This is a genomic window from Tropicimonas sp. TH_r6 (genome assembly GCF_033101155.1).
Lineage (GTDB): Bacteria > Pseudomonadota > Alphaproteobacteria > Rhodobacterales > Rhodobacteraceae > Tropicimonas.
Genome location: NZ_JAWMPX010000002.1, coordinates 189,033 through 210,717 on the forward strand (window position 1 = coordinate 189,033; position 21,685 = coordinate 210,717).

Here is a 21,685-nt window from a genome sequence, read left to right on the forward strand (position 1 = left end):
AGAAGAAAAGGACAAGCGACATGAAGAAACCGACCTGGGTCATCGACAAGGAGCGCGCCAAACGCGCCGCCGCCGCGCAGACTGTCTGGCTCTTCGGCCTGCATGCCGTGCGCGATGCGCTGGAAAACCCGGCCCGGCAGCGGCTCCGTCTCGTGGTGACACGCAACGCCGCTGACAAGCTCGCCGATGCCATCGCCGCCAGTGGCATGGAGCCCGAGGTCACTGATCCGCGCAGGTTCGACGTTCCGCTGGATCCGAACTCCGTCCACCAGGGGGCGGCGCTGGAAGTGCGTCCGCTCAACTGGGGCAGCCTCGCCGAGATCTGCGAACCGGGTCAGGCGTCGCCCCGTGTCGTGCTGCTCGACCGGGTCAGCGATCCGCATAATGTCGGCGCCATCCTGCGGTCGGCGGAGGTGTTCGGCGCCCGCGCGGTGATCGGCACGCTGCGCCACTCCGCGCCCGAAACCGGTGCGCTGGCCAAGACCGCTTCCGGCGCGCTGGAGCGCCAGCCCTATCTGCGCGTGCGCAACCTCGCGGACAGCATGGAGGAGCTGCGCAAGATGGGATATGTGCTGCTCGGGCTCGACGGCGAGGCGGAGACGGATCTTGCCGAGGCCGCGCGGGACGCGGCCGATCTGCCGCTGGGGCTTGTTCTCGGCGCGGAAGGGCCCGGTCTGCGCGAACGCAGTCGCACGACCTGCGACCGCCTCGTGAAAATCGACGCGGCGGGAGAGTTTGGCTCGCTCAACGTCTCCAATGCGGCGGCCGTCGCCCTATATGCTTCGCGTGGGAGCAGGAGCGGAGCATAACATGCACAAGAACATGAAGGTGGCCACCTGCAGCTATTGCGGGACCCGGGCAGCCCTGGTGTTGGGGCGGGAACGGCATGAGCTTGTCTGTTCGAGTTGCGGGGCGGCGCTCGGGGCGCTGAAAAGCCTCAAGGACGAGAGATCCGCTCGCAAGCCGGGGCAGGGCGATGTCTACATGTCCCCGGCGTCGCAGAAGCCGAAAAAGGGCAAGCCGTCAAAGAAAAAGAAGTCGAAGAAGCGCGGGGTGAAGCACCTCTTTGGCAAGATCGTCGATGAGATCGAGGATCTGTTTGACTAGCCACGCAATGCGGATTTTTTGATGTCAAGTGATTTCGAAAAAAGAACGCGCCGTGTTCACATTTTTATTACACACCCTTGGAAGTGCAGCTGTCATACCTACATTTCTATCATGAGTTGCAGTTTTGGAACAACGCAACTCGCTGCACTGTCCCTCGTTCCGTACCTGGCGCCCGGCTCATACCGGGCGCCTTTTTCTTTGGGGGTGTCCGCAAACCGTGCTGGTCAGCTATGCGGAGAGAGCTGACGTTGGATGTTGCCGAAGCGACGACCGGTTCCTGCGCATTGCCGTATTTGGAAGGATCTTGGTCTAGGTCCGCTTAGCAGAACCTGTCGCCGCTCACCAAGTCATTCGTATTGAGTTTGGAGAAAGGAGGAGAATTACACTATCCTTTGTACCTAGGCATGGGGTGACCAATGGGCAAACGAATCTATCTCCGGTTCAAAAGGTTCGGGTTGTTATGCGAGTTCATTAAGAACGGTTATGTCTGCGGATCATTTGACGGACGGAACTACTACTTCGAGTCCACCGATATTGGCCTCTGTCAACTTGAAGAGTACCCCGGCATGATGGCCCTTAATCCACGTGGCGCATATTCCAAAAAGTTCTCAAGATTTCAAAAAGAAACAGGCATTCTAACGATAAATCTTGGGGCAAGGAAATTCCATCTTTTCTTGCGGGACAGAAAGAGCCTGCTGTGGTTTGGATCGAGTATTTCGCTTAGTGGAAATCGAGTTGGATGTTTCTGGATGCCGAAGGGGCTTTTTCCGATGCGACGATACCTAGAAATCGATAAGAACTCGGATATCGCAGACTGGGAGGCGGTGCTACTTGCCTTTTTCGCGAGTTACCTTCCTGACGCTGCCACGGACGCCGCTTCAGCTTCGTAATCCGGTCCGTCGCCGCAGCAGTCACTAGCGGTCGGCTGCGGCTTAATTTCAGACATCCGATGGAAACGCTCAAATGGCCGCTCGGTCGGCAATACTGCAAGTTCGTGCAGGCCGCAGTATCTGTGACTATGGGTTCGACGCCGACAACTGACCGCCACACCATGTCTACGATGCGCAGACAGTTTCTGCCGGTGGTCCCCCTGCCAGCCGGAAATCCGGCCATCGGATGTAACCATTCAGGTTCTTGGTGGCGGGGCAACAGAACGACTTGATGGATAGGTCATAGCGGGCGTGATGCGAATTGACATTCTGGATGTGATAGCAGCCAAGGGCGACCCGTGTTCCGGGCTTGTTGCCAACCACGAAGTGCTAGATGTCGTCTTTCGCTGCGAGCTTCCATTGGCCGTCGGCGCCGTCAGAGGATAGAATGGCATCGCTGGGCACCAAGGGCCTCATTGCGCACTCCAACGTGGGGCTCTTCCGGTTCACCATGCGCCGAAGGAGGTTCGTGCCGCTGCGGTCAGCGACAGTGAGAATGGGAGCTGCCACTTCGAGAGGCCTTTCATCATCTTCAGCCCCTTCGTCGTGAGGTCCTCCCAACGTGCGCGTAGGGGGACGGAAACCTCTTCGAGTTCGCGAAATGCGGAACCAATTCGCGGGACTCCCGCTGGCAAGTTTCGTCTGCCTCCACGATGCCCGTGATCGCCTCCGACCTTCGCCGAGGATCCTGAACTTTCGTCTGGGCGTCCTCAATCTGGGCCGGGTTCAGGTCGTCGAGAGCATCGAGGAGTCGACGAAAGCCGTGATAAAGCAACGCCATCCTCCGCTGGAAAAGCTCAGTCAGATCGGCCCTTTCGAGTTAAGACGAAGCATACCAGCGCGATGTGCGGACACCCCCCGTTTCTATTTCGTTTGGGGGGAACGCGGCTCGGGAGGGGGCGGATGGATCACAGAGGTCTCTTCCAACTCGAACGAAAGAGCCGAACCCATCCCTGGGCCCGGCTTCGGTTGTGTCGTCGACTGGTCGTGAAAATCAGCTTCCGGCTGCCCGAACACGCACCCCGGCCGCCTGCATGGCGGCCCAGATCTTTGCATCGCGCCCGTAGATATCGTCACGATAGTTCATCTGTCCTTTCGCCTTGGCGAAGGCGGTGCGGTACTGGATATGGACCGGGATCGGTTTCTCGAGGTTCACCCGCGACTCCACGCCGGTGTTCAGCTTCGACTGGAAAAAACCCTCCGGATCCTTTGTCTGCCGCGCCAGGATCGCATAAGCGAGATCCTTCGGGTCCCCCACGCGCACGCAGCCATGCGAGAAGGCCCGTCGGTCGCGTTGGAACAGGCTCTTGGACGGCGTGTCATGCAGGTAAATATTGTACTTGTTGGGGAACATGAATTTCACGATCCCGAGTGCGTTGCGCTGCGAGGGCGGCTGCTTGAGGGCGAAGGGGAAAGTCGCCGCGGTGTATTTGGAGAAGTTCACTGCGGAGCGGCTGATCGTCCGACCGCGGGAGTCCACCAGCTTGAGATGGCTGACCGCGTTCGGGTTGCGCTTGAGCTGCGGCAGGTATTCCTTCGTCGCGATGGAGCGCGGCACGTTCCAGGTCGGGTTGATGACGATGAATTCCATCACGTCGGAGAATTCCGGCGTCTGCTGGTTGGACACGTTCTTGCCGACGACGACGCGGGTGGAGAAGCTTTCCTTGCCACTATCGATGATGCGGGCTGTGAATTCCGGGATATTGACCAGGATATGCCGCTTGCCCTTTGGGATATTGGTCCAGCGCTCGCGTTCCATCGCAACGAGCACGGAGGTCAGCCGGGTCTTCGCAGGCACGTTGATTGCCTGGATCGTCGCTTCGCCGGCCACGCCGTCCGGGTTGAGCCCATGGGCAAGCTGGAACTGCTGGACGGCCTTCTGCATCTTGCTGTCATAGCTCTGCGACGCACTGCGCTTCATGTAGCCCATGGCGATGAGCCGGTTGCGAAGCGCCACGATCGACTGGCCGGACTGGCCCGGCTTGAGCGACGCGCCGGGCAGCTTGGCGCCCCAGCCGCCTTGCGCCAGCACCTGTTCGAGCTTCATCTTCTCGGCCAGCAGCGCGGTATATTGCGCTGTCTTCGGCGCCAGCGATTTCATGTAGCCATTCGGCGAGGATTTCGAGAAAGCCTCGAGCTGCTTGACCTGGTCGCGGCGGGGCAGGTCGCGGACAATGTTGCTGTCGATCTTGCGCGGTACCATCGCGCCCGATTGCAGGTCCTGCGAGAATTGCACGAACATTTTCGCAGCCAACACCTCGGCCCGTCCCAGATCGCGCGCCGATTTCGCACCCTTGAGCGCGGCTTTGAGTTCGGCGGGATCATAGCGATCTGCCGGCAGCCCGTGGATCTCGGCCGTCTCCAGCGCTCTGAGCAAAGCAGCCCGGTGGCGCATATCCTTCTTGCCGGTAAAAACGGGTTTGTAGCCGCGCGTCCGGTAGAAGGTGCCCACGGCCTCATTGCCATAGGCGGCTTCCGCGACCGCTTGTTTGAACGCAGTGACCTGCGCCTGCAACGGAGTCAGCGCCCCGGTCAGGGCCGTCGCTGCGAGAGCAAGCGCGAGGGCCGGAAGAAACCGTCGGGTCACCGAAATGCTCATATGCCAATCCTTTGAACAAACATGGTTCGTGCGGTCCGCACAGGATTCCATGGAGCCGTCTCGACTGTCCATCGACATCAAAGATGGCCCGATCATCGGCGCAACTCTGTGACATCGAGTCACCGTCAATACGTAATTTTACCTGTGGCGACTCAGGCGCGGTCACAAAAGAAGGCAAAAGCCCGCCTTCATTAAGCAATTTTCAGCGAATTTCTGCTCATTTTTACCTGCAGGGCCGTCTCGCGCAAAATGCGCACTTGGATGGAGAATCACTTTGTGGCATCACAATCTCACACCTGGGGATGAGGTGAACACAAATCCGCGAAACAGCGGAGCGAGAAGACAAACGGGACAGGCAAGGACCGATGACAGAACAGTCGGCCCCTCGGGGCATTACGCGGCGCGGCGTCCTTTCGGCGTTCGCAGCCACTGCGGTTATGGCAGCACCAACCTTCTCCAATGCGGCAGGTTTTCTTCGCGGCGCCGGAGATATCCGGCGGCTGAAGATGTATAATGGCCGCACCGGCGAGACCATGGACACGATCTACTGGATCGAAGGTGAATACATCAAGGACGCGATGAGCGAGGTCCATGCATTCATGCGGGACTGGCGTCGCAACGAGGTCAAGACGATTGACTTCCGGACCATCGACATCATGGCAGCTTCGCACAACCTGATGGGGACGACAGAGCCCTATACGTTGTTGTCGGGCTATCGGTCGCCCGCGACCAACGCGATGCTTCGCTCGCGCTCGCGCGGCGTTGCCAAGAACTCTCTGCATATGCAGGGCCAGGCAGCGGACCTGCAATTGCGGTCGCGTTCCATCTACCAGATGGCCAAGGCAGCAAAATCCTGCTCGGGCGGCGGGGTCGGCACCTATCGCGGCTCCAATTTCGTCCACATGGATTGCGGCGCTGTCCGGAGCTGGAACAGCTGAGGCTCCCGCCTACGTATTCGAACCACTCACGACCAGAAGACCACGACCGCGTTTTTGTTGCGGCGTGGTTTTTTGCTTTTTTGAAGCGCGTTTGGTGGCTGGACGGAAAATGGCGTGCCGGTTCCCGGATCGAGAGCACTTCAAACGTGGAATGAGCAGTTTCCCGACAATTGAGGTGCGCGCTGACTGGCACAGGGCAGGGGGCCGGTGCCTCTCCATTCGGGCGCGCGGCGCGGTGATTGTTTCCGGACCTCGTTGGGGCACGTTGCAGAAAAGCGCATAGGTCGGGCAGCCACTGGCACGGCGCCCGTTGCGGTCGCGGCAAATGTCTTCCCCATCCGCATGGCAAACACAGAGGACCGAAGCCCGGTCCGATACGGATGGCGGGTCTAGCCTTGCAGCCTCGTTCAAGCTGGATTGCACTGACATCTTGACGGTTGTCGCCCAAAGATTGGGCGCGTAGACCCGAGGTATCGCGGGCTCCCGACCTGTCTGCCGGGCCCGCCTGAGCGAGACCTGCCATGCCCGGACCCTGTCAAAAACTGCCTGCCTCCCGCGCGTCGCGTCGGCAGGCACCGCGCTCGACAGACCGGCCCCAAAACGAACGGTAGCCGCCCATGTTGAACATCCTGCCCGGACCTCTCGCGCGCCGCTTGCCGCCTCCCTCAGAGCTGCCTGTGCCGCTGCTGCCGCTGCAACCGGTTTTCTACCGCATCGTCCGCCGCGTCGCCGCCAAGCATCCCGAGCTTTTCGAGCGCCTCGGCAAGCACCAGCGCACCGATTTCATTATTGATGTCAAGGACTTCCCCTTCGCGCTGCATCTGCGCCCCTTCCCGCCGGCGCTGATCCTGCGCGCGGTGCGCCGCGAGCGCCTGCCGAAACACCAGGCTGCGATTGCCGGCGATTTCCGCACGCTGCTGCGCATGCTCGGGGCCGAGGAAGATGGCGACGCGATCTTCTTTTCCCGAGAGCTCGTGATCTCCGGCGACACGGAGGCCATCGTCACGCTTCGCAACGCGATGGACGATGTCGAAGGCTCCATTGCCGAGGACGTGGCCGAGATGTTTGGCCCGCCGGGCAAGGCGGCACTCGCGCGGCTCAACGCCATGGCCGAAGGGCCCAATTCGGAAGGAGATTCCCATGATAACGGGTGATGTCGTTGGCGAACTCGTCTGTCCCGCCGGTACGCCGGCGTCGCTGCGCACGGCTGTCGATGCCGGCGCCGATTCCATTTATTGCGGCTTTCAGAACGCCACCAATGCACGCAACTTCCCGGGGCTGAACTTCACGCCCAGAGAGCTGGCCGGGGCCGTGGACTACGCCCATCAACGCGGCTCGAACGTGTTGCTGGCGCTGAACTCCTACCCGCCTGCCGGCAAGTTCGACCTCTGGCGCGAGGCCGCCGATCTCGGCGCCGAGCTTGATGTCGATGCCTATATCGTCGCCGATATGGGCGTTGCCCGCTACATCTCCGAGAAACACCCCGACCGGCGGCTGCATCTCTCGGTTCAGGCCGCCGCCGCCAGTCCGGACGCAATCAATTACTATGTGCGCGAATTCGGTGTGAAGCGGATCGTGCTGCCGCGCATCCTGACCATCCCGGAGATCCATGAGATCAAGGCCGAGATCGATTGCGAGATCGAGACCTTCATCTTCGGCAACCACGGCCTGATGGTCGAGGGACGCTGCTCTTTGACCAATTACGCCACCGGGCTGTCGACCAATATGGACGGCGTCTGCTCGCCAGCCCACCTCGTCGAATATGTCAAAGACAGCGAGGGCAACATGTCCACCCAGCTCGGCGGCTACACGATCGACCGGTTCGGGCCGCAGGAAAGTGCGGGCTACCCGACGATCTGCAAGGGGCGCTATTGCAACGAGGTTCAGCCGGACGGCTACTACGCCTTCGAAGAGCCGATCTCGCTCAACCTTTCCAAGCTGCTGCCGGACCTTATGGAGGCCGGCGTGACCGCCTTCAAGATCGAGGGCCGCCAGCGCAGCCGCGCCTATGTCCGCAAGGTTGTCTCTGCTTTCCGCGCGGCGGTGGACGATGTCCGTGCCGGGCGCGATCCAAAACTGGCCGATCTGGTCGCCCTCACCGAGGGGCAGAAACAGACCGAAGGCGCCTTCAAGACCAAGAAATGGCGGTGATAGCGATGAAACCACGTCTGACACTCGGCCCCGTTCAGTATTTCTGGGATGCCGATACCAAGCGCGACTTCTATGCCCGCATCGCTGATGAGGCGCCGGTGGACACGGTCTATCTTGGCGAGAATGTCTGCTCCAAGCGCCAGCCCTTCTTCGACCAGCATATCGAGGAGGTCGCCGAGCGGCTGACCCGCGGCGGCAAACGCGTCGTGCATTCCGGGCTCGCCGAGGTGATGCTCAAGCGCGAACGCAAGTCCTGCGCGGACATGGCCGAGCAGGATATGCTCGAAATCGAGGTCAACAACGCCGCTGGCCTCTTCCACCTGCCCGAAGGCAAGCCGCATCGCGTCGGCCCCTACATGAACGCCTATGGCGAGGAGACCATTGCCTGGATGGTGTCGAAAGGTGCCACCCATGTGACCGTACCGACCGAATTGCCGGGCAGCTCCGTCGAGGTGCTGGCGAAATCGGCCGCGGAGTTGGGGATCGGGCTGGAGGTGCAGGTCTTTGGCCGCGCCTGCCTCGCGACCTCGGCGCGGTGCTACCATGCCCGCGCCTATGGGCGGACCAAGGACAATTGCCAGTTTGTCTGCGAAGAACATGCAGACGGCATGGAGCTGAACACTCGCGACGGGCAGAGCTTCCTGCGGGTGAACGGTATCCAGACCTTGTCGCATTCTTACGTGAACCTCTTCGCGGAAGTGCCTGCGATGGCGGCGATGGGGGTCACGGATCTCCGGTTGATGCCGCAAGAGACAGATATGGTCGAGGTGGCGCGGATCTTCGACGATATCCGCGACGGGCGAATCGAGATGGCCGCCGCCGAGGCACGTTTCGAAACGCTGAACTTCGCCGCCCCGCTCTCCAACGGCTTCTGGCATGGCGAGGCCGGGCATCGCCGGATCACCGCCAAGGCGGCCGCACTGGCCTGATCTGCCGCCCAAGGCGATGTTTTTCATGGACAGTCCCTGTCTGTCCGGCTCTTGTCGGAGTCGCGACAACAAAGGGGGCGTTCATGGCGCGCAAGGAACTATCGGCCGAGGATTGCAACGCATTGACCGAGAAGGCCATCGCGGCCTTTGACGCGGCTGACTATGCACTGGCCGCCAAACTGGCACGCCGGGCTGCAAAGGGCGCGCCGGGTCTCGAGGACGCGGCGCGGCTGGTGATCCTGCTGAACGAGTTGGGCGAGGACAATCCGGCCGGGCGACTCCGCGCTCAGATCATGGAGCGGATCGAGTCCGACGCGTTAGGGGCCGAGGTCGATGCGGCGACACTGGCGACACTCGGGGATTTCGCCCTGTCCCTCGGCGACGAGGACAAGGCCGAGGCGCTCCTGACGCGTGCTCATGAGATGGCGGATACGCATGGGAAGGCAGAGGGACTTCTCTTGATCATGCTGCTGCCGCGCGGCGAAATTCGGCGCCTGCTGGAGATCTGGACCCTCTATGTCGACCGCTGCGAGCCGGACCAGAAGGGCAAGGCGGTGCTCACTCTCGTTCTGGCGCTTGCGCATTTCGAGCAGCGCGACCAGGCGCGCGCGGTGCTGGACATGGCCCGCCCCATTTTGGACGATGGCACCTATGAGAAAGCGATCGAGGAGATCTTTGGTGACGGGCCGCAGCAGAACCAGCGCGAGATGGCCGCAGAACTCTTCGACAGTTTTGCCAGCACCTATGACCGGAACCTGAAATCGATCGGCAATAACGGCCCGCAGATGATCTGCCGGATGTTCGACATGATCGGGATCGGCCCTGGGGCCGAGCTATCGGTGCTCGATGCGGGTTGCGGCACCGGTCTTTGCGCGCCGCTGTTGCGCCCCTATGCGCGCCACATCCATGGCTGCGATGTCTCGGTCCAGATGCTTGAACTGTGCAAGCACAAGGGTGCCTATGACCTTCTGACGCGGACGGATCTCAACACCGCGCCGACCTATCCCGAAGGGCCGTTCGACCTCGTCGTCTCCGGCGATGTGCTGGTCTATTTCCAGGATGTCATGGACGTTTTCAGGAACATAGCCGACGTTCTTCGTCCGGGTGGCTGGTTCGTCTTCACCATAGAAGACGCGATGGATCTGGCGCCGGACACGGGTGTTCTGCGGCGCAGCTCCGGCCGCTACGCGCACACGCTCGACCATATTTCCGAGAAGCTGGCAGAGGCCGGGCTGTCGCGTCCGAAGGCAGAATTCGCCGCTAATTTGCGCCATGAATATCGCCAGCCGATCCAGGGCCGCGCCATCGCCGCACAGAAACTTGCGATTCTCGGCGCGTCGGGCTGATACCGTCTGGCTGCTATGAAAAAGGCCGTCCCTTGCGGAGCGGCCCGATCCGTTTCGACATGTGGCGTCGATCAGCCGACCAGTTCGAGGCCGGAGAAGAAATAGGCGATCTCGACAGCGGCGGTTTCCGGCGCGTCGGAGCCATGCACCGAGTTCTCACCCAGCGACAGGGCGAATTCCTTGCGGATGGTGCCGTCGGCGGCCTCGGCGGGGTTGGTCGCGCCCATCACTTCGCGGTTCTTCGCGATGGCATCCTCGCCCTCGAGAACCTGTACGACGACCGGCTCGGAGATCATGAACGTGGTCAGTTCGTCAAAGAAGGGACGCTCTTTGTGTACGGCATAGAAGACGCCGGCTTGGGCCTTGGTCATCTGGATGCGCTTCTGGGCGACGATGCGCAGGCCGGCGGCCTCGAACTTGGAGTTGATGATGCCGGTCAGGTTCCGCTTGGTGGCGTCGGGCTTGATGATGGAAAGCGTACGTTCGGTGGCCATTGGAGGTCTCCCTGGGCGATGTTGGAATTCGATTGCGCCCTAGCATGGGGGGGGCGGGTTGAAAAGCCCCGCAGGTCCGTGCGAGGCCGTTGACCGAGCGGCGGTTTGCGGTAGGCGCAGAGGAGGCGCAAGCGACGCCGGTGCCTCGCGTCGAATTTCGTGTTCAACCCCGCCGTGGCACAACCTCGTATCCCGGCTCTTCAGGCTCGTCATCGACCATCTCGGCGGGAAAGCCCGGCGCCCGGATGTCGAGACCGGTTACCTCTTCCAGCCGCTTGATGATATTGGGGGACAGCTCGCGTCCGCCAAACCGCGCCTGTCCATCCTGGAAAATCTGGTTGAGCAGGGGCGAGACCTCCAGCGGAACATCATTGGCCTCCGCGATGGACTGAAACAGCCCGATATCCTTGTTCACGAGATCCATGGTGAAGGAGATGTCCCGCGACCCGTTCAGGATGACCTGGCTCTCGGTCTCGTGGACAAAGGAATTGCCGGACGAGATCCGGATCGCCTCGTAGGTGGTCGCAAGATCCATCCCCGCCGCCTTCGAGACCACCAGCGCCTCGCAGAGGGTCACAAGGTTGGCTGTCGCGAGGTAGTTGGTCATCACCTTGAGCACAGAGGCCGTGCCGATCTCGCCGGTGTGCAACACCCGCCGGCCAAGCGTCGTCAGCACCGGCAGGATGCGGTCGAAGGTTTCCCGGTCGCAGCCTGCGAAAATCGCGATATTGCCGGTATCCGCCCGGTGACAGCCCCCCGAGACCGGGCATTCCACCGCCGCGGCGCCCGTCGCGCGGACCTTTTCTGCGATCCGGGCGACCTCGGAAGCATCCGTGGTCGACATCTCCGCCCAGATCTTGCCGGGCCCAAGCGCCTCCAACAGCCCCTCCGGCCCTTCGATCACCGCCGAACAGGCCGCAGGAGACGGCAGGCAGGTGATCAACAGCTCGCAGTCCTGCGCCATCCGGGCGGGGCTGTCGCCGGGTTTCGCACCAAGCTCGACGAAAGGCGCCATCGCCTCCGGGTCAAGGTCGCGTACGGTCAGGTCATGTCCGTTTCGAAGAAGGCTGCCCGCCAATTTGCCGCCGACATTGCCCAGCCCGATGAATCCGATCTTCATGACGTTTCCCTTTCCGTCGCCTCACCGCGCCAGATTGCGCAGGGGGAAACCGAGCGCAACCGCCAATCCGCGACACGCCTTTGTCGGCTTCGGTATGCCGCCGAATACAGAGAAATCCTTTTACAGCTTCGATTTCAGCCGCTTATCTGGCGTCATGACAGGTTCTTCGATCTCCACGCTTGCCGACCATCCGAGCCGCTATGACCTTGCGGGCGAGATGCATGCGCGACCCTTTCCGGCCTGCGCCGCGCCCGGACATGTCTTCTTCCTGGCGCTGAAGCCGCCGAAAAACGCCGCCGCCCGCGACCGAACCGCTGATCGTGCCCATCTGATTGCATTGCTGGACCGTTTCGGCGCGCCGCATCCGAAGCCGGGGGCGACGCATTGGTTCGGCGATCTGGGCCGGCACAAGCTGAAATGGGAATGCCATACGGAGTTCGTGACCTATACGCTCTTCATCGACGGCCTGGAGCAGCGTGCCTTCGACCCGGCGGAGTACGAGCTGCTGCCGACGGATTGGCTGGCCGAGGCGCCCGGCGCGCGAATAAGCTCGGCGCTGATCCGGATCGAGACACATGAGGGCGAGGCCACGCCGATCTCGGAGCGGCTCTCGGCCTGGTTCGTGCCGGAAAGTGTCGCGTCGGCGCGGGTGCTTGACGATGCCGCGATTCTTGCGGGCGATTTCCGCATCGATACGGCCGGGCATATGCGCTTTACCATGTTCGTCCGGCCCGGCCATGGAATGCGGCGCATCGGGCGGATCGTTCAGCGGCTGACCGAGATCGAGATCTACAAGACCATGGCGCTCCTGGGTATGCAGCGCGCCCGCGCTCTGGACCGGCAGATGGGCGAGATCGATGCCCGGCTCTCCGGCCTCATGGACGACCTGGCGGGCGAAAGCGCGCCAGCGGAGGAAACGCTCGACCGGCTGCTCGGGATTTCGGCCGAGTTGGAAGGGCTGCTGGCCGGTGCCGAGTTCCGTTTCGGCGCGACGGGCGCCTATGAGGCGATCGTGCATGACCGGATCGCGGTGCTGCGCGAGGCCCGCCTCGACGGCCGTCAGACATTCAGCGAATTCATGATGCGCCGCTTCGACCCGGCCATGCGAACTGTCCGCGCGACCGAGGCGCGGCTGCGCGCGATGGCAGAACGCGCGGCCCGCGCCGGGGATCTGCTGCGAACGCGGGTCGATGTGGCCCGACAGGCGCAGAACCAGCGACTGCTGGAAAGCATGGACCGTCGCGCGGACCTCGCGCTGCGCTTGCAGGAGACCGTCGAAGGGCTTTCCGTGGTTGCTATCAGCTATTATGCGCTGAACCTGGCAAGCTACGCAGTCTATCCGTTCCTGGCGCCGCTCGGGCTGTCGAAGGGCATTGCAACGGCCCTCTTGCTGCCGGTGGTTGTGCTGGGGGTGTTTTTCATGGTCCGAAGGATTCGCAAGGGCGTGCATTGAGCAGATACCGCAGGGTCGCCCGGATTCTTGACGTCCAAGAGATTGTAACTGTTTCGGAATGGTCCTACGAAACGGGTCATGGTGGTTGATATCTCAGAGCGTCCGAAGATGACGAAAAACGGTCCGGCGGAATTGTCGGGGCTGTATTTGCAGGTCGCCGCGCGTGTCGCGCAACGATTGAACGCTGCGGGCCTGGGCGACACTGCGGTCCAGCCGCCCTATCTCTGCGTCCTGATCCTTCTCCAGCGGTATCCGGGCATCCGTCAAGGGAGTTGCGCGGAACTGCTGGGCCATGATCCCACGACCTTCGGGCGGTATGTGGACCGGCTCGTGCGCGATGGGTACGTGCATCGCGAGGTTCCGGCCACGGACAGGCGCGCGATCAGCCTTGAGCTGACGCCCGCAGGGGCAGCGGTGATGACCGGCTGCAACCCGGCGCTGGCTGCGCTGGATGCGGATGCGCGGCGGCGGATGGGAGATGCGGATTGGGAGAAGCTGTCAGAGCTTCTCGAACGCTTCCTTGACGTCTATGATCACCCCTTGCCGCCGCTTCGCAGAGACGGGCTGGCGTCGCTCTGAACCGCGCAGGAAAGGCCAGATAATGCCCGTCAAGAACCGTTTCGCCGAGTTGCAGGCCGAGATAACCGCCTGGCGACGTGACTTCCACGCCCATCCGGAACTGCTGTACGAGACCCACCGCACGGCCGCGCGGGTCGCAGAGCTGCTTGAGGCGTTTGGCTGTGACGAAGTTGTGACCGGGCTCGGCCGAACCGGCGTTGTCGGCGTGATCCGCGGGCGCAGCGACAGCGCGGGTCGGGTGATCGGGCTGCGGGCCGATATGGATGCGCTGCCCATCGAGGAGGCGACGGGGCTGGACTACGCGTCGAAGACCCCGGGCGTGATGCATGCTTGCGGCCATGACGGGCATACCGCGATGTTGCTGGGGGCGGCGAAATACCTCTGCGAGACCCGCAATTTCGACGGCACCACGGTGGTTGTCTTCCAGCCGGCTGAAGAGGGTGGCGGCGGCGCGAAGGCGATGTGCGAGGACGGGCTGATGGACCGCTTCGGCATCCAGGAAGTCTATGGCATGCATAACTGGCCGGGCATGGAAGTGGGCTCTTTCCACATCCGCCCGGGGCCGTTCTTCGCCTCGGCCGACCATTTCCGCATCGAGCTGGAAGGCAAGGGCGGACATGCCGCCAAGCCGCATGAGACCATCGACACGACGCTGATGGCCTCCCATCTCGTGGTCGCGCTGCAGTCGATTGCTGCCCGCAATGCCAACCCGGTCGAACAGGTCGTGGTCTCGGTGACCAGCTTCGAGACCTCCTCCAATGCCTATAACGTCATCCCGCAGACGGTCGTGCTGAAAGGCACTGCGCGGACGCTGAAGCCGGAGCTGCGAGACATGGTGGAAGCACGGATTATCGAGATTTCCAACGGTGTTGCGGCCACGTTCGGAGGGGTCTCCCGACCGAAATACCATCGCAATTACCCGGTCATGGTCAATGCCGAGACCGAAACGAACTACGCGGCCGAGTTCGCCCGCGCTGTGTCGGGTGATTGCGGGGAGGCGCCGCTGATCATGGGCGGCGAGGATTTCGCCTTCATGCTGGAGGAGCGCCCGGGCGCCTATATCCTCGTCGGCAATGGTGACACGGCCGCCGTGCACCACCCGGAATACAATTTCGACGACGCGGTGATCCCGGCCGGCTGTTCCTGGTTCGCTGAAATCGCCGAGAAACGGATGCCGGTGGCGTAACCCGCGCCGTGGCTCAGGCGTCCAGCTTGTCGCGCTGGCGTTCGGCCTCGACCTCGTAGGGAATTCCGTCCGGGGTCTTGGGCAATTCCGCGCCCATGTCGGGCGGGTAGACCAGGCCGGCGGAGATCACGAGCTTGGCCGCATCCTCCACCGACATGTCCAGATAGATAATATCCGCCTCCGGAACGAAGAGCAGAAAGCCGGATGTCGGGTTCGGCGTTGTCGGCAGGAAGACCGAGATTACCCGGTTGTCCCGTGGCACCCGGCGCGCAACCTCGCCCTTGGCGTGGGTCGAGACGAAGGCAATCGCCCAAAGCCCCTCGCGCGGATACTGGATCAGGCAGGCCTTGTCGAAATTCGTCTCGGTCTGGGCGAAGACGGTCTCGGCGATCTGCTTGAGCGCGTTGTAGATGGTCCGCACGATCGGCATACGGTCGATCAGCCCCTCGGCCCAGTCAATCAGCGAGCGCCCGATCAGCCCTTTGGCGATCCAGCCGATCAACACGGTAAAGACAAGGAAGAAGACGACCCCGACGCCGCGGATATTGACCCGGGTATCCTCGCCGAGGAGTTCCTTGAAGATTGTCTCCGGCTTGTAGGGCTCGGGCACGAACGGCAGGACGAAGGAATCGACCCAGCCGACAACGGTCCAGATCAGCCAGACGGTCAGGCCGACCGGCGCGATCACGACGAGACCGGTCAGGAAGGAATTGCGCAGCGTCGACAGGATCCGCCGACGACGTGGAGGGTGCGTCGGCTGCTGCGTCTGGTGGCGGTCGCGATGTGGCATGATCTGACGTGGTTTCCTTCCCGCGAAAAGTTATGAAGCGGGGTGTTGCGGCGCAAGGGTGGGCTCTGTGTTCACACGGTCATTTCCGGCGTGCGGCCACAATTTCGCGTGAGATTTCAGCGGCCAGACGTGCATTGTTCAGAACGAGCGCGATATTTGCTTCCAGTGAGCGCCCCTCGGTCAGTTCGAAAATGCGCTGGAGCAGGAAGGGCGTGACCGCCTTGGCCGAAATGCCGGCCGCATCCGCGTCCGCCTGGGCCTGAGCGATGACCGGCGCGAGGATCTCCGCGGTGATCTCGGCCTCGGCGGGGATCGGGTTGGCGACGAGCTGTCCGCCGGGCAGGCCGAGTGCGCTGCGCATTTCCTGCGCGGCCGCGATCTCGGCTGCACTGTCCATGCGCAGGGGGGCCGGGATGGCGGAGACACGCGACCAGAAAGCCGGGAGTTCGTCCTGCCCATAGGCAATCACGGGAACGCCAAGAGTTTCAAGAACTTCGAAGGTCTTGTTCAGGTCGAGTATCGCCTTTGCGCCGGCGCAGATGACGGTGACAGCGGTCTGGGCGAGTTCCTGAAGGTCGGCCGAGATATCGAAGCTGGTCTCCGCGCCCGTGTGAACGCCGCCAATGCCGCCCGTGGCGAAGACGTCGATACCGGCGATCTGGGCGGCGATCATGGTCGCGGCGACGGTCGTTGCGCCATTGCCACCACGCGCCATGGTGACTGCAAGATCGGCGCGGCTGACCTTGGCGACATCCTTCGCCCGGGCCAGCGCTTCCAATTCAGCCGGCTCCAACCCGATATGGAGCGTGCCGTTCAGAACGGCGATGGTTGCAGGCGTTGCCCCGGATTCGCGCACCGTCGCCTCGACCCGCCGCGCGGTTTCAAGGTTTTGCGGGTAGGGCATGCCATGCGTGATGATGGTGCTCTCAAGCGCGACGATGGCTCCGTCAGATGCACGGGATTCGGCGATTTCTGATGAAAAAACAATGGGAAGCGTCAAGAACCTGTCTCCGAGATATAGGCGGCTGTGATGCCGAGCGCGGCCTCCAGCGCAAAGTTTCCGGCCTGACCTCGGGCCTCGGCGGCGATATGAGCGGCCATGAACGTGTCACCAGCGCCGGTCACGCGATTGACCGTGACTTGCGGAGGGGTGGCGGTTCGGACCCCGTCCGGCCCGGCCTCGGCCATTGGCGCGCCGCCATCCGTGACAAGCACGCGCCGCGCGCCCATCTCGCGCAGGCCTTCGGCGCCGGCCTGGGCGGTGGGGAATTTCTTGTCGCAGATCAGCCCGGCCTCGATCCGGTTGACATAGATCGTGGCATTCGGGTGCGTGAGCAGCGGCACCAACCGGTTCGCCTTGCCGGGTGAGGCGGGGGCAATGCGGAGATCTGCACGGGAAAAGAGCGGGTTATCGGCAATTCTTGAGAGCAGGCTTTCGGTCAGGTTGCCATCCAGCGCGATCACCCCCGCACAAGGCCGATCGATGGAGCCGAGCCGGCCATCGGCCAGCGGTTCGAGAATGCTGTCGCCGGCGCGTTCCAGCGAATGGGCGTCGGCAATCGCGGCGACAAGCCCGTTCTCCGCCTCGATGGCCATGTATTGATCGGTGGGCAGGCTCTCTGACCAGGTGACGAACTCCGTCGCCATCCCCATTTTTTCCGCCGCCCGCGCGAGTTCACGTCCCTCGCCATCCTCGCCCAGCACCGTCAGGAGCGCCGGCCGCAGCCCTTCGCGCACCAGCGCCATGGCAATGTTCATCGCGACGCCACCCGGCAGGCGGGATATCCGTCCCGGCACGTCATGGCCAACCGCCATGGAGCGCGGGGTACGTCCGATAACGTCCCAGAGAACCGATCCGATGCAAAGGATGTCCGCTGTCTTGTCCATGAAGGCACATGACCCGGCGGCCCCGGCGAGTGCAAGTGCAACTGGCGCATTTCTTCCGCCCGAGAGCATTTCCGGCTCTGTCTCTGACCGTGCGACCGGAGATGAGGCTCGAATCCTGCCGCTCAGACGATTGGATGGAGCGACCTGGAGAGGCTCCGAAATGCCTGGTTCGGTGAAATCCCGAAAATTCGAGGGTTTACCCTCTTTCGGGCTCTGGCGTGCTGTCCGTCTTTGCCCCGGAGGGAGAGATCGATTCGCCGTCCGGGTTGTTTCGCACCTTTTCAGCATAGACCGCGGCCCAGGGATCATAGCCGCCCATGATCGACTGCTGGTCCCGGATCATCTGGACAAATTCCGCCCGCTGCTCCCTGTTCTTGAGGCCGGCAAAGAGGCGTTTCTGTGCTTGCGTCATTGAGCAGCCGCTGCAATGCCCGCGCCGGCTATAATGACAGATGTCAATGCAGGGGGAGACGGGCAGAGCAGGCGGGCGGGACATGGCAACCTCGTGAAACGACAGGATCGCGCGACCCGATCCGTGTTTCATCGAGCGGCCTGCCCGTGATGCCATTATTTGGTGAGGATCAGCTTACCGGCCCTGGTAATCCGCAGCGTGTAAACCTTTTCGTCCAGCACAATATGGGCCAGGCCATCGGTTCCGGTCATGATCCGCGCATCGTAAGCGGGGCGGGGTTCGGTGGCGGTGTCGGGCAGTCCGATCTCACGCATCAGGCTCATCTGTTTTCCTCTGTCCAGTCAAGAAGCGGCTCTGTTTGGAGAAACCGGATCGGCTTGAATAGCGCAAAGGCATGCAGGCAGATGCCGAGACGGCGCATCGGTCCTGTGCTGGCAGTACATTCGCGACAAGGCATGATCGGGGTCTCCAGGGTGACTGGAGATAACCTAGCAAAAGAGTCGGAAACGTCAATCCTGAATTTTTTAGTCGGGTATCAGCTCTGTTGCTGCTGTTGGCTCTGCGCGACCCGGCTGACCTTGATATCCACGCCAAGTTTCTCGCCCTGGGCGCCAAAATTCAGACCCGAGATTGGCGCGGCTTCGGAATAGTCGAGCCCGGTGGCGACCCGCACATAGCGTTCGTCGGGGCAGACCTCGTTGGGCACGTCGAACCCGACCCAGCCGAGCCCCGCGATATGGACTTCTGCCCAGGCATGGCTGGCGTCCTGCTGCTCGGTTTCTTCCATGAAAAGATAGCCGGAGACATAGCGCGCAGGGAAACCGAGCTGCCGGGCGGCGGCGATGAAGACATGGGCGTGATCCTGACAGACGCCCGTGCCGGCTGTCAGCGCGGCCTCGGCGCTGGTTTCGGTCCCGGTCTGGCCCTTCTCGTATTTCACCGCTTCCAGGACCCGTTCGGACAATGCGTGGCAACGCGCGATGGGGTCTTCAATATCGGCGTTCAAACCTTTGACAAGGCTCCGAATTCCATTTCCTTGTCGGGTCAGGTCTGTGGGTCGCTGGAAGAGCCAGAGCGGCGCGAATCCACCGTGCTGGCCAGACACGCCGGATGTGTCCCGGGTCTCGACCTCGCCCGTGGCCTCGACGACGATCTCATGCCCGTCGCCATGATAGGAAATCAGAACGACCTGGTTGGCATTCTGATCCTCAAAGCTCAACTCCTTGCGCCCGCCGGTCACCTCGATCTTCCAGTCGAAAACCTTTTGGCAGGGGCGGTCCTTGGCTGTCAGGCGGAGCTGCTGCAGCGCGTAGGGCACGGGGTCCGAATAGCTATATGTGGTCCGGTGAAGGATCTTCAGGCGCATGGGTTACCCGTAAAAACGATAATCGGTTTCGATATTGGCGGTCAGTTCCGCCACATCAGCGAGCAAGTCGAGGATGAACTCGTGCAGGCCCTCTTCGAAGATCTTCTCGATCTCGGCCTCTTCAAGTTTCACCAGCATCTCCTCGACCTTAACCTGACTGTTCTTGCGCTCGCCATATTCAAGCGCGAGGTATCGCAGGTTCGACGCCACTTTTTCGATGCAGAAGGTAAGGCTGCGCGGCATTCGGTGGTCGAGTATGAGGAAGTCCGCGATTCCTTGCGCCGAGATGTCCGGCCCGTTCAGCCAGCGATAGGAAGACCGGGCGCCGACGGCGCGCAGGATGTTCTCCCATTGGACATTGTCCAGCGCCGAGCCGATATGGCTGATCGACGGCAGCAGGACGTAGTATTTCACGTCAAGGATCCGCGCGGTCGCATCGGCGCGTTCGAGGAAGGTCCCGATACGGCAGAAATTGAAGACATCGTTGCGCAGCATCGTCCCGTGCGTGGCGCCGCGCACCAGCGCGTTCTGTTGCCGGATCAGCGCCAACACCTCGGGCAGGTCCCGGTCGTTGACCTTGTGGACGAGCGCCCCTTTGAGCACCATCCAGCATTCGTTGACCGCTTCCCAGACCTCGCGCGAGAGCGCGGTGCGGACGAGCCGCGCATTCATCCGGGCGTTTTCGACACAGGAGAGCACGGAGGAGGGGTTCGACTTGTCCCGCAACAGGAAGTCGACCACGGCAGATTGTTCAAAGGCGGCGTGGCGCTCCAGATAGGCCTTGCGCGCGCCCGAGGCGTCCAGCACGGCGGCCCACTCATCGGCGGCGGTGGCGGGGCGGGTCAGCGCATTGCGAAATCCGGTTTCGATCAGGCGGGAACTGGTTTCACAGCGTTCCAGGTAGCGGAACATCCAGGTGAGGCCGCCGGCGGTCTTTCCGAGCATGTTATTCCTCCAGAACCCAGGTGTCCTTGGTGCCGCCGCCTTGCGACGAGTTCACCACCAGCGATCCGGCCTTGAGCGCCACCCGCGTCAGCCCGCCCGGCGTCAGGTCGATGCCCTTGGGCGAAACCAGCACGAAGGGGCGCAGGTCGACATGGCGCGGCGCGAGCCCGGACTTGGCCAGGATCGGCACGGTCGACAGCGCCAGCGTCGGCTGGGCGATGTAGTTGCTCGGCCGCGCGATCAGCTTCTCGCGGAAGGCGGCGATCTCCTTTTTTGACGCCGCCGGACCGACCAGCATGCCGTAGCCGCCCGAGCCATGCACTTCCTTGACCACCAGCTCGGCGAGATTGTCGAGTACGTAAGCCAGGCTGTCGGCTTCCGAGCAACGATGGGTCGGCACGTTCTGCAGGATCGCTTTCTCGCCGGTATAGAACTCGACGATATCGGGCATGTAGGAATAGATCGCCTTGTCATCGGCGATGCCGGTGCCCGGCGCGTTGGCGATGGTGATGCCGCCGGAGCGGTAGACATCCATGATGCCGGGAATGCCGAGTACAGAGTCAGGACGGAAATTCAGCGGGTCGAGGAAATCGTCATCGACGCGGCGATAGAGTACGTCGATCGCCTTGTAGCCGCGCGTCGTGCGCATGGCGATGCGCCCGTCCACGACACGCAGATCATGCCCCTCGACCAGCTCCGCGCCCATATTGTCGGCGAGAAAGGAGTGTTCGAAATAGGCGGAGTTGTGGATGCCCGGCGTCAGCACCGCCACGACCGGTTTACCTTCGCATTTCGGCGGCGCGCAGGCGGAGAGCGAGCGGGAGAGCCGGGTGGGGTAGTCCTGCACCGGGCGAACACGGATCTTGCTGAAGAGCTCGGGGAACATCTGCAGCATCGTCTCGCGGTTCTCAAGCATGTAGGAGACGCCGGAGGGCGTGCGGGCATTGTCCTCGAGCACGTAGAACTCATCCTCGCCGGTGCGCACCAGATCGGTGCCGACGATATGGGTATAGACCCCGCCCGGCGGTTGCACGCCGATCATCTGCGGCAGGAAGGCGTCGTTCTGCGCGATCAGCTCGACCGGCACCCGGCCGGCGCGGATGATCTCCTGCCGGTGATAGATATCGTGCAGGAAGGCGTTGATCGCGCGGACGCGTTGGTCGATGCCGCGTTCGAGCCGGGACCATTCGCGCGCCGAGAGGACGCGCGGGACAATGTCAAAAGGGATCAGGCGCTCGTCGGCATCCGCTTCCCCGTAGACATTGAAGGTGATGCCGGTGCGGCGGAAAAAGGTCTCGGCATCCGAGGATTTCTTGCGCAGCCGCGCCAGATCCTCGCCCTGAAACCAAGTGTGATAGTCGCCATAGGGCGGGCGGGGACTGTCCCCGTGCCCGTGCAACTCATCGAAGAAACTGGTCTTTTCGCTCATGCCTTCACCTTTGCAAGCACATCTG

At 62.4% G+C, this 21,685-nt stretch carries 22 protein-coding genes; 11 read left to right on the forward strand and 11 right to left on the reverse strand.

The genetic code is table 11. From position 1 onward, the window contains the following. Positions 1-20 precede the first annotated feature (20 nt). The 3 genes from rlmB to R3X27_RS02925 all read left to right on the forward strand — a co-directional run bounded on the left by rlmB (position 21) and on the right by R3X27_RS02925 (position 1,997). A complete protein-coding gene (gene rlmB, locus R3X27_RS02915; RefSeq protein ID WP_317707325.1) occupies positions 21-809 on the forward strand; it encodes a 23S rRNA (guanosine(2251)-2'-O)-methyltransferase RlmB in 789 nt (262 codons plus the stop codon). Between the two features lies 1 nt (position 810). After that, positions 811-1,107: a hypothetical protein gene (locus R3X27_RS02920; protein ID WP_317707326.1), complete on the forward strand. Its 297-nt coding sequence runs from the start codon at positions 811-813 to the stop codon at positions 1,105-1,107. 416 nt (positions 1,108-1,523) lie between these two features. Further along, positions 1,524-1,997: a hypothetical protein gene (locus R3X27_RS02925; RefSeq protein WP_317707327.1), complete on the forward strand. Its 474-nt coding sequence runs from the start codon at positions 1,524-1,526 to the stop codon at positions 1,995-1,997. Between the two features lie 1,033 nt (positions 1,998-3,030). Here R3X27_RS02925 and R3X27_RS02930 read toward each other — a convergent pair. After that, positions 3,031-4,635, reverse strand: coding sequence for a murein L,D-transpeptidase (locus tag R3X27_RS02930; RefSeq protein WP_317707328.1), 1,605 nt, complete (start codon positions 4,633-4,635; stop codon positions 3,031-3,033). Between the two features lie 365 nt (positions 4,636-5,000). On the opposite strand from R3X27_RS02930, the gene R3X27_RS02935 reads away from it, so the two are divergent. From R3X27_RS02935 to R3X27_RS02955, 5 genes are all read left to right on the forward strand, one after another. After that, positions 5,001-5,573, forward strand: a complete 573-nt coding sequence (locus tag R3X27_RS02935) for a YcbK family protein (protein ID WP_317707329.1) — start codon at positions 5,001-5,003, stop codon at positions 5,571-5,573. Between the two features lie 617 nt (positions 5,574-6,190). After that, on the forward strand, positions 6,191-6,727 hold the full coding sequence (locus R3X27_RS02940) for an SCP2 domain-containing protein (RefSeq protein ID WP_317707330.1): 537 nt from the start codon (positions 6,191-6,193) through the stop codon (positions 6,725-6,727). Beyond that, a complete protein-coding gene (locus R3X27_RS02945) occupies positions 6,714-7,724 on the forward strand; it encodes a peptidase U32 family protein (RefSeq protein WP_317707331.1) in 1,011 nt (336 codons plus the stop codon). Before R3X27_RS02940 ends, R3X27_RS02945 begins: the two co-directional genes overlap by 14 nt. A gap of 5 nt (positions 7,725-7,729) precedes the next feature. After that, a complete protein-coding gene (locus R3X27_RS02950) occupies positions 7,730-8,653 on the forward strand; it encodes a U32 family peptidase (RefSeq protein ID WP_317707332.1) in 924 nt (307 codons plus the stop codon). Positions 8,654-8,736: 83 nt separating this feature from the next. Continuing rightward, positions 8,737-9,999 (forward strand): class I SAM-dependent DNA methyltransferase, encoded by a 1,263-nt coding sequence (locus R3X27_RS02955; protein WP_317707333.1) that lies wholly within the window; start codon positions 8,737-8,739, stop codon positions 9,997-9,999. 71 nt (positions 10,000-10,070) lie between these two features. On the opposite strand, the gene ndk is transcribed toward R3X27_RS02955, so the two are convergent. Together ndk and R3X27_RS02965 are read right to left on the reverse strand one after the other, a co-directional pair. After that, positions 10,071-10,493: a nucleoside-diphosphate kinase gene (gene ndk / locus R3X27_RS02960; RefSeq protein ID WP_317707334.1), complete on the reverse strand. Its 423-nt coding sequence runs from the start codon at positions 10,491-10,493 to the stop codon at positions 10,071-10,073. A 163-nt stretch (positions 10,494-10,656) separates the two neighbouring features. Further along, positions 10,657-11,613: an NAD(P)-dependent oxidoreductase gene (locus tag R3X27_RS02965; protein ID WP_317707335.1), complete on the reverse strand. Its 957-nt coding sequence runs from the start codon at positions 11,611-11,613 to the stop codon at positions 10,657-10,659. Positions 11,614-11,782: 169 nt separating this feature from the next. Here R3X27_RS02965 and R3X27_RS02970 point away from each other — a divergent pair, with 169 nt between their 5' ends. From R3X27_RS02970 to R3X27_RS02980, 3 genes are all read left to right on the forward strand, one after another. Further along, positions 11,783-13,066, forward strand: coding sequence for a DUF3422 domain-containing protein (locus R3X27_RS02970; RefSeq protein WP_317707542.1), 1,284 nt, complete (start codon positions 11,783-11,785; stop codon positions 13,064-13,066). A gap of 78 nt (positions 13,067-13,144) precedes the next feature. Further along, complete coding sequence (locus tag R3X27_RS02975) at positions 13,145-13,645, forward strand: MarR family winged helix-turn-helix transcriptional regulator (protein ID WP_317707336.1); 501 nt, start codon at positions 13,145-13,147, stop codon at positions 13,643-13,645. A 22-nt stretch (positions 13,646-13,667) separates the two neighbouring features. Further along, entirely contained in the window at positions 13,668-14,831 is a 1,164-nt protein-coding gene (locus R3X27_RS02980) for a M20 aminoacylase family protein (RefSeq protein WP_317707337.1), read from the forward strand. 13 nt (positions 14,832-14,844) lie between these two features. On the opposite strand, the gene R3X27_RS02985 is transcribed toward R3X27_RS02980, so the two are convergent. From R3X27_RS02985 to R3X27_RS03020, 8 genes are all read right to left on the reverse strand, one after another. Then, positions 14,845-15,621 (reverse strand): DUF502 domain-containing protein, encoded by a 777-nt coding sequence (locus tag R3X27_RS02985; RefSeq protein WP_317707338.1) that lies wholly within the window; start codon positions 15,619-15,621, stop codon positions 14,845-14,847. 79 nt (positions 15,622-15,700) lie between these two features. Continuing rightward, complete coding sequence (locus R3X27_RS02990; RefSeq protein ID WP_317707339.1) at positions 15,701-16,621, reverse strand: pseudouridine-5'-phosphate glycosidase; 921 nt, start codon at positions 16,619-16,621, stop codon at positions 15,701-15,703. Beyond that, complete coding sequence (locus R3X27_RS02995) at positions 16,618-17,508, reverse strand: PfkB family carbohydrate kinase (protein ID WP_317707340.1); 891 nt, start codon at positions 17,506-17,508, stop codon at positions 16,618-16,620. Before R3X27_RS02995 ends, R3X27_RS02990 begins: the two co-directional genes overlap by 4 nt. Positions 17,509-17,704: 196 nt before the next feature. Beyond that, positions 17,705-18,076, reverse strand: a complete 372-nt coding sequence (locus R3X27_RS03000; protein WP_317707341.1) for a DUF1289 domain-containing protein — start codon at positions 18,074-18,076, stop codon at positions 17,705-17,707. Further along, positions 18,076-18,234: a hemin uptake protein HemP gene (gene hemP / locus R3X27_RS03005; protein WP_317707543.1), complete on the reverse strand. Its 159-nt coding sequence runs from the start codon at positions 18,232-18,234 to the stop codon at positions 18,076-18,078. The genes R3X27_RS03000 and hemP overlap by 1 nt, the downstream gene beginning before the upstream one ends. A gap of 221 nt (positions 18,235-18,455) precedes the next feature. Then, complete coding sequence (locus R3X27_RS03010) at positions 18,456-19,286, reverse strand: transglutaminase family protein (protein WP_317707342.1); 831 nt, start codon at positions 19,284-19,286, stop codon at positions 18,456-18,458. A gap of 3 nt (positions 19,287-19,289) precedes the next feature. Further along, positions 19,290-20,231, reverse strand: a complete 942-nt coding sequence (locus R3X27_RS03015) for an alpha-E domain-containing protein (RefSeq protein WP_317707343.1) — start codon at positions 20,229-20,231, stop codon at positions 19,290-19,292. Between the two features lies 1 nt (position 20,232). Then, entirely contained in the window at positions 20,233-21,660 is a 1,428-nt protein-coding gene (locus R3X27_RS03020; protein ID WP_317707344.1) for a circularly permuted type 2 ATP-grasp protein, read from the reverse strand. Between the last annotated feature and the right edge of the window lie 25 nt (positions 21,661-21,685).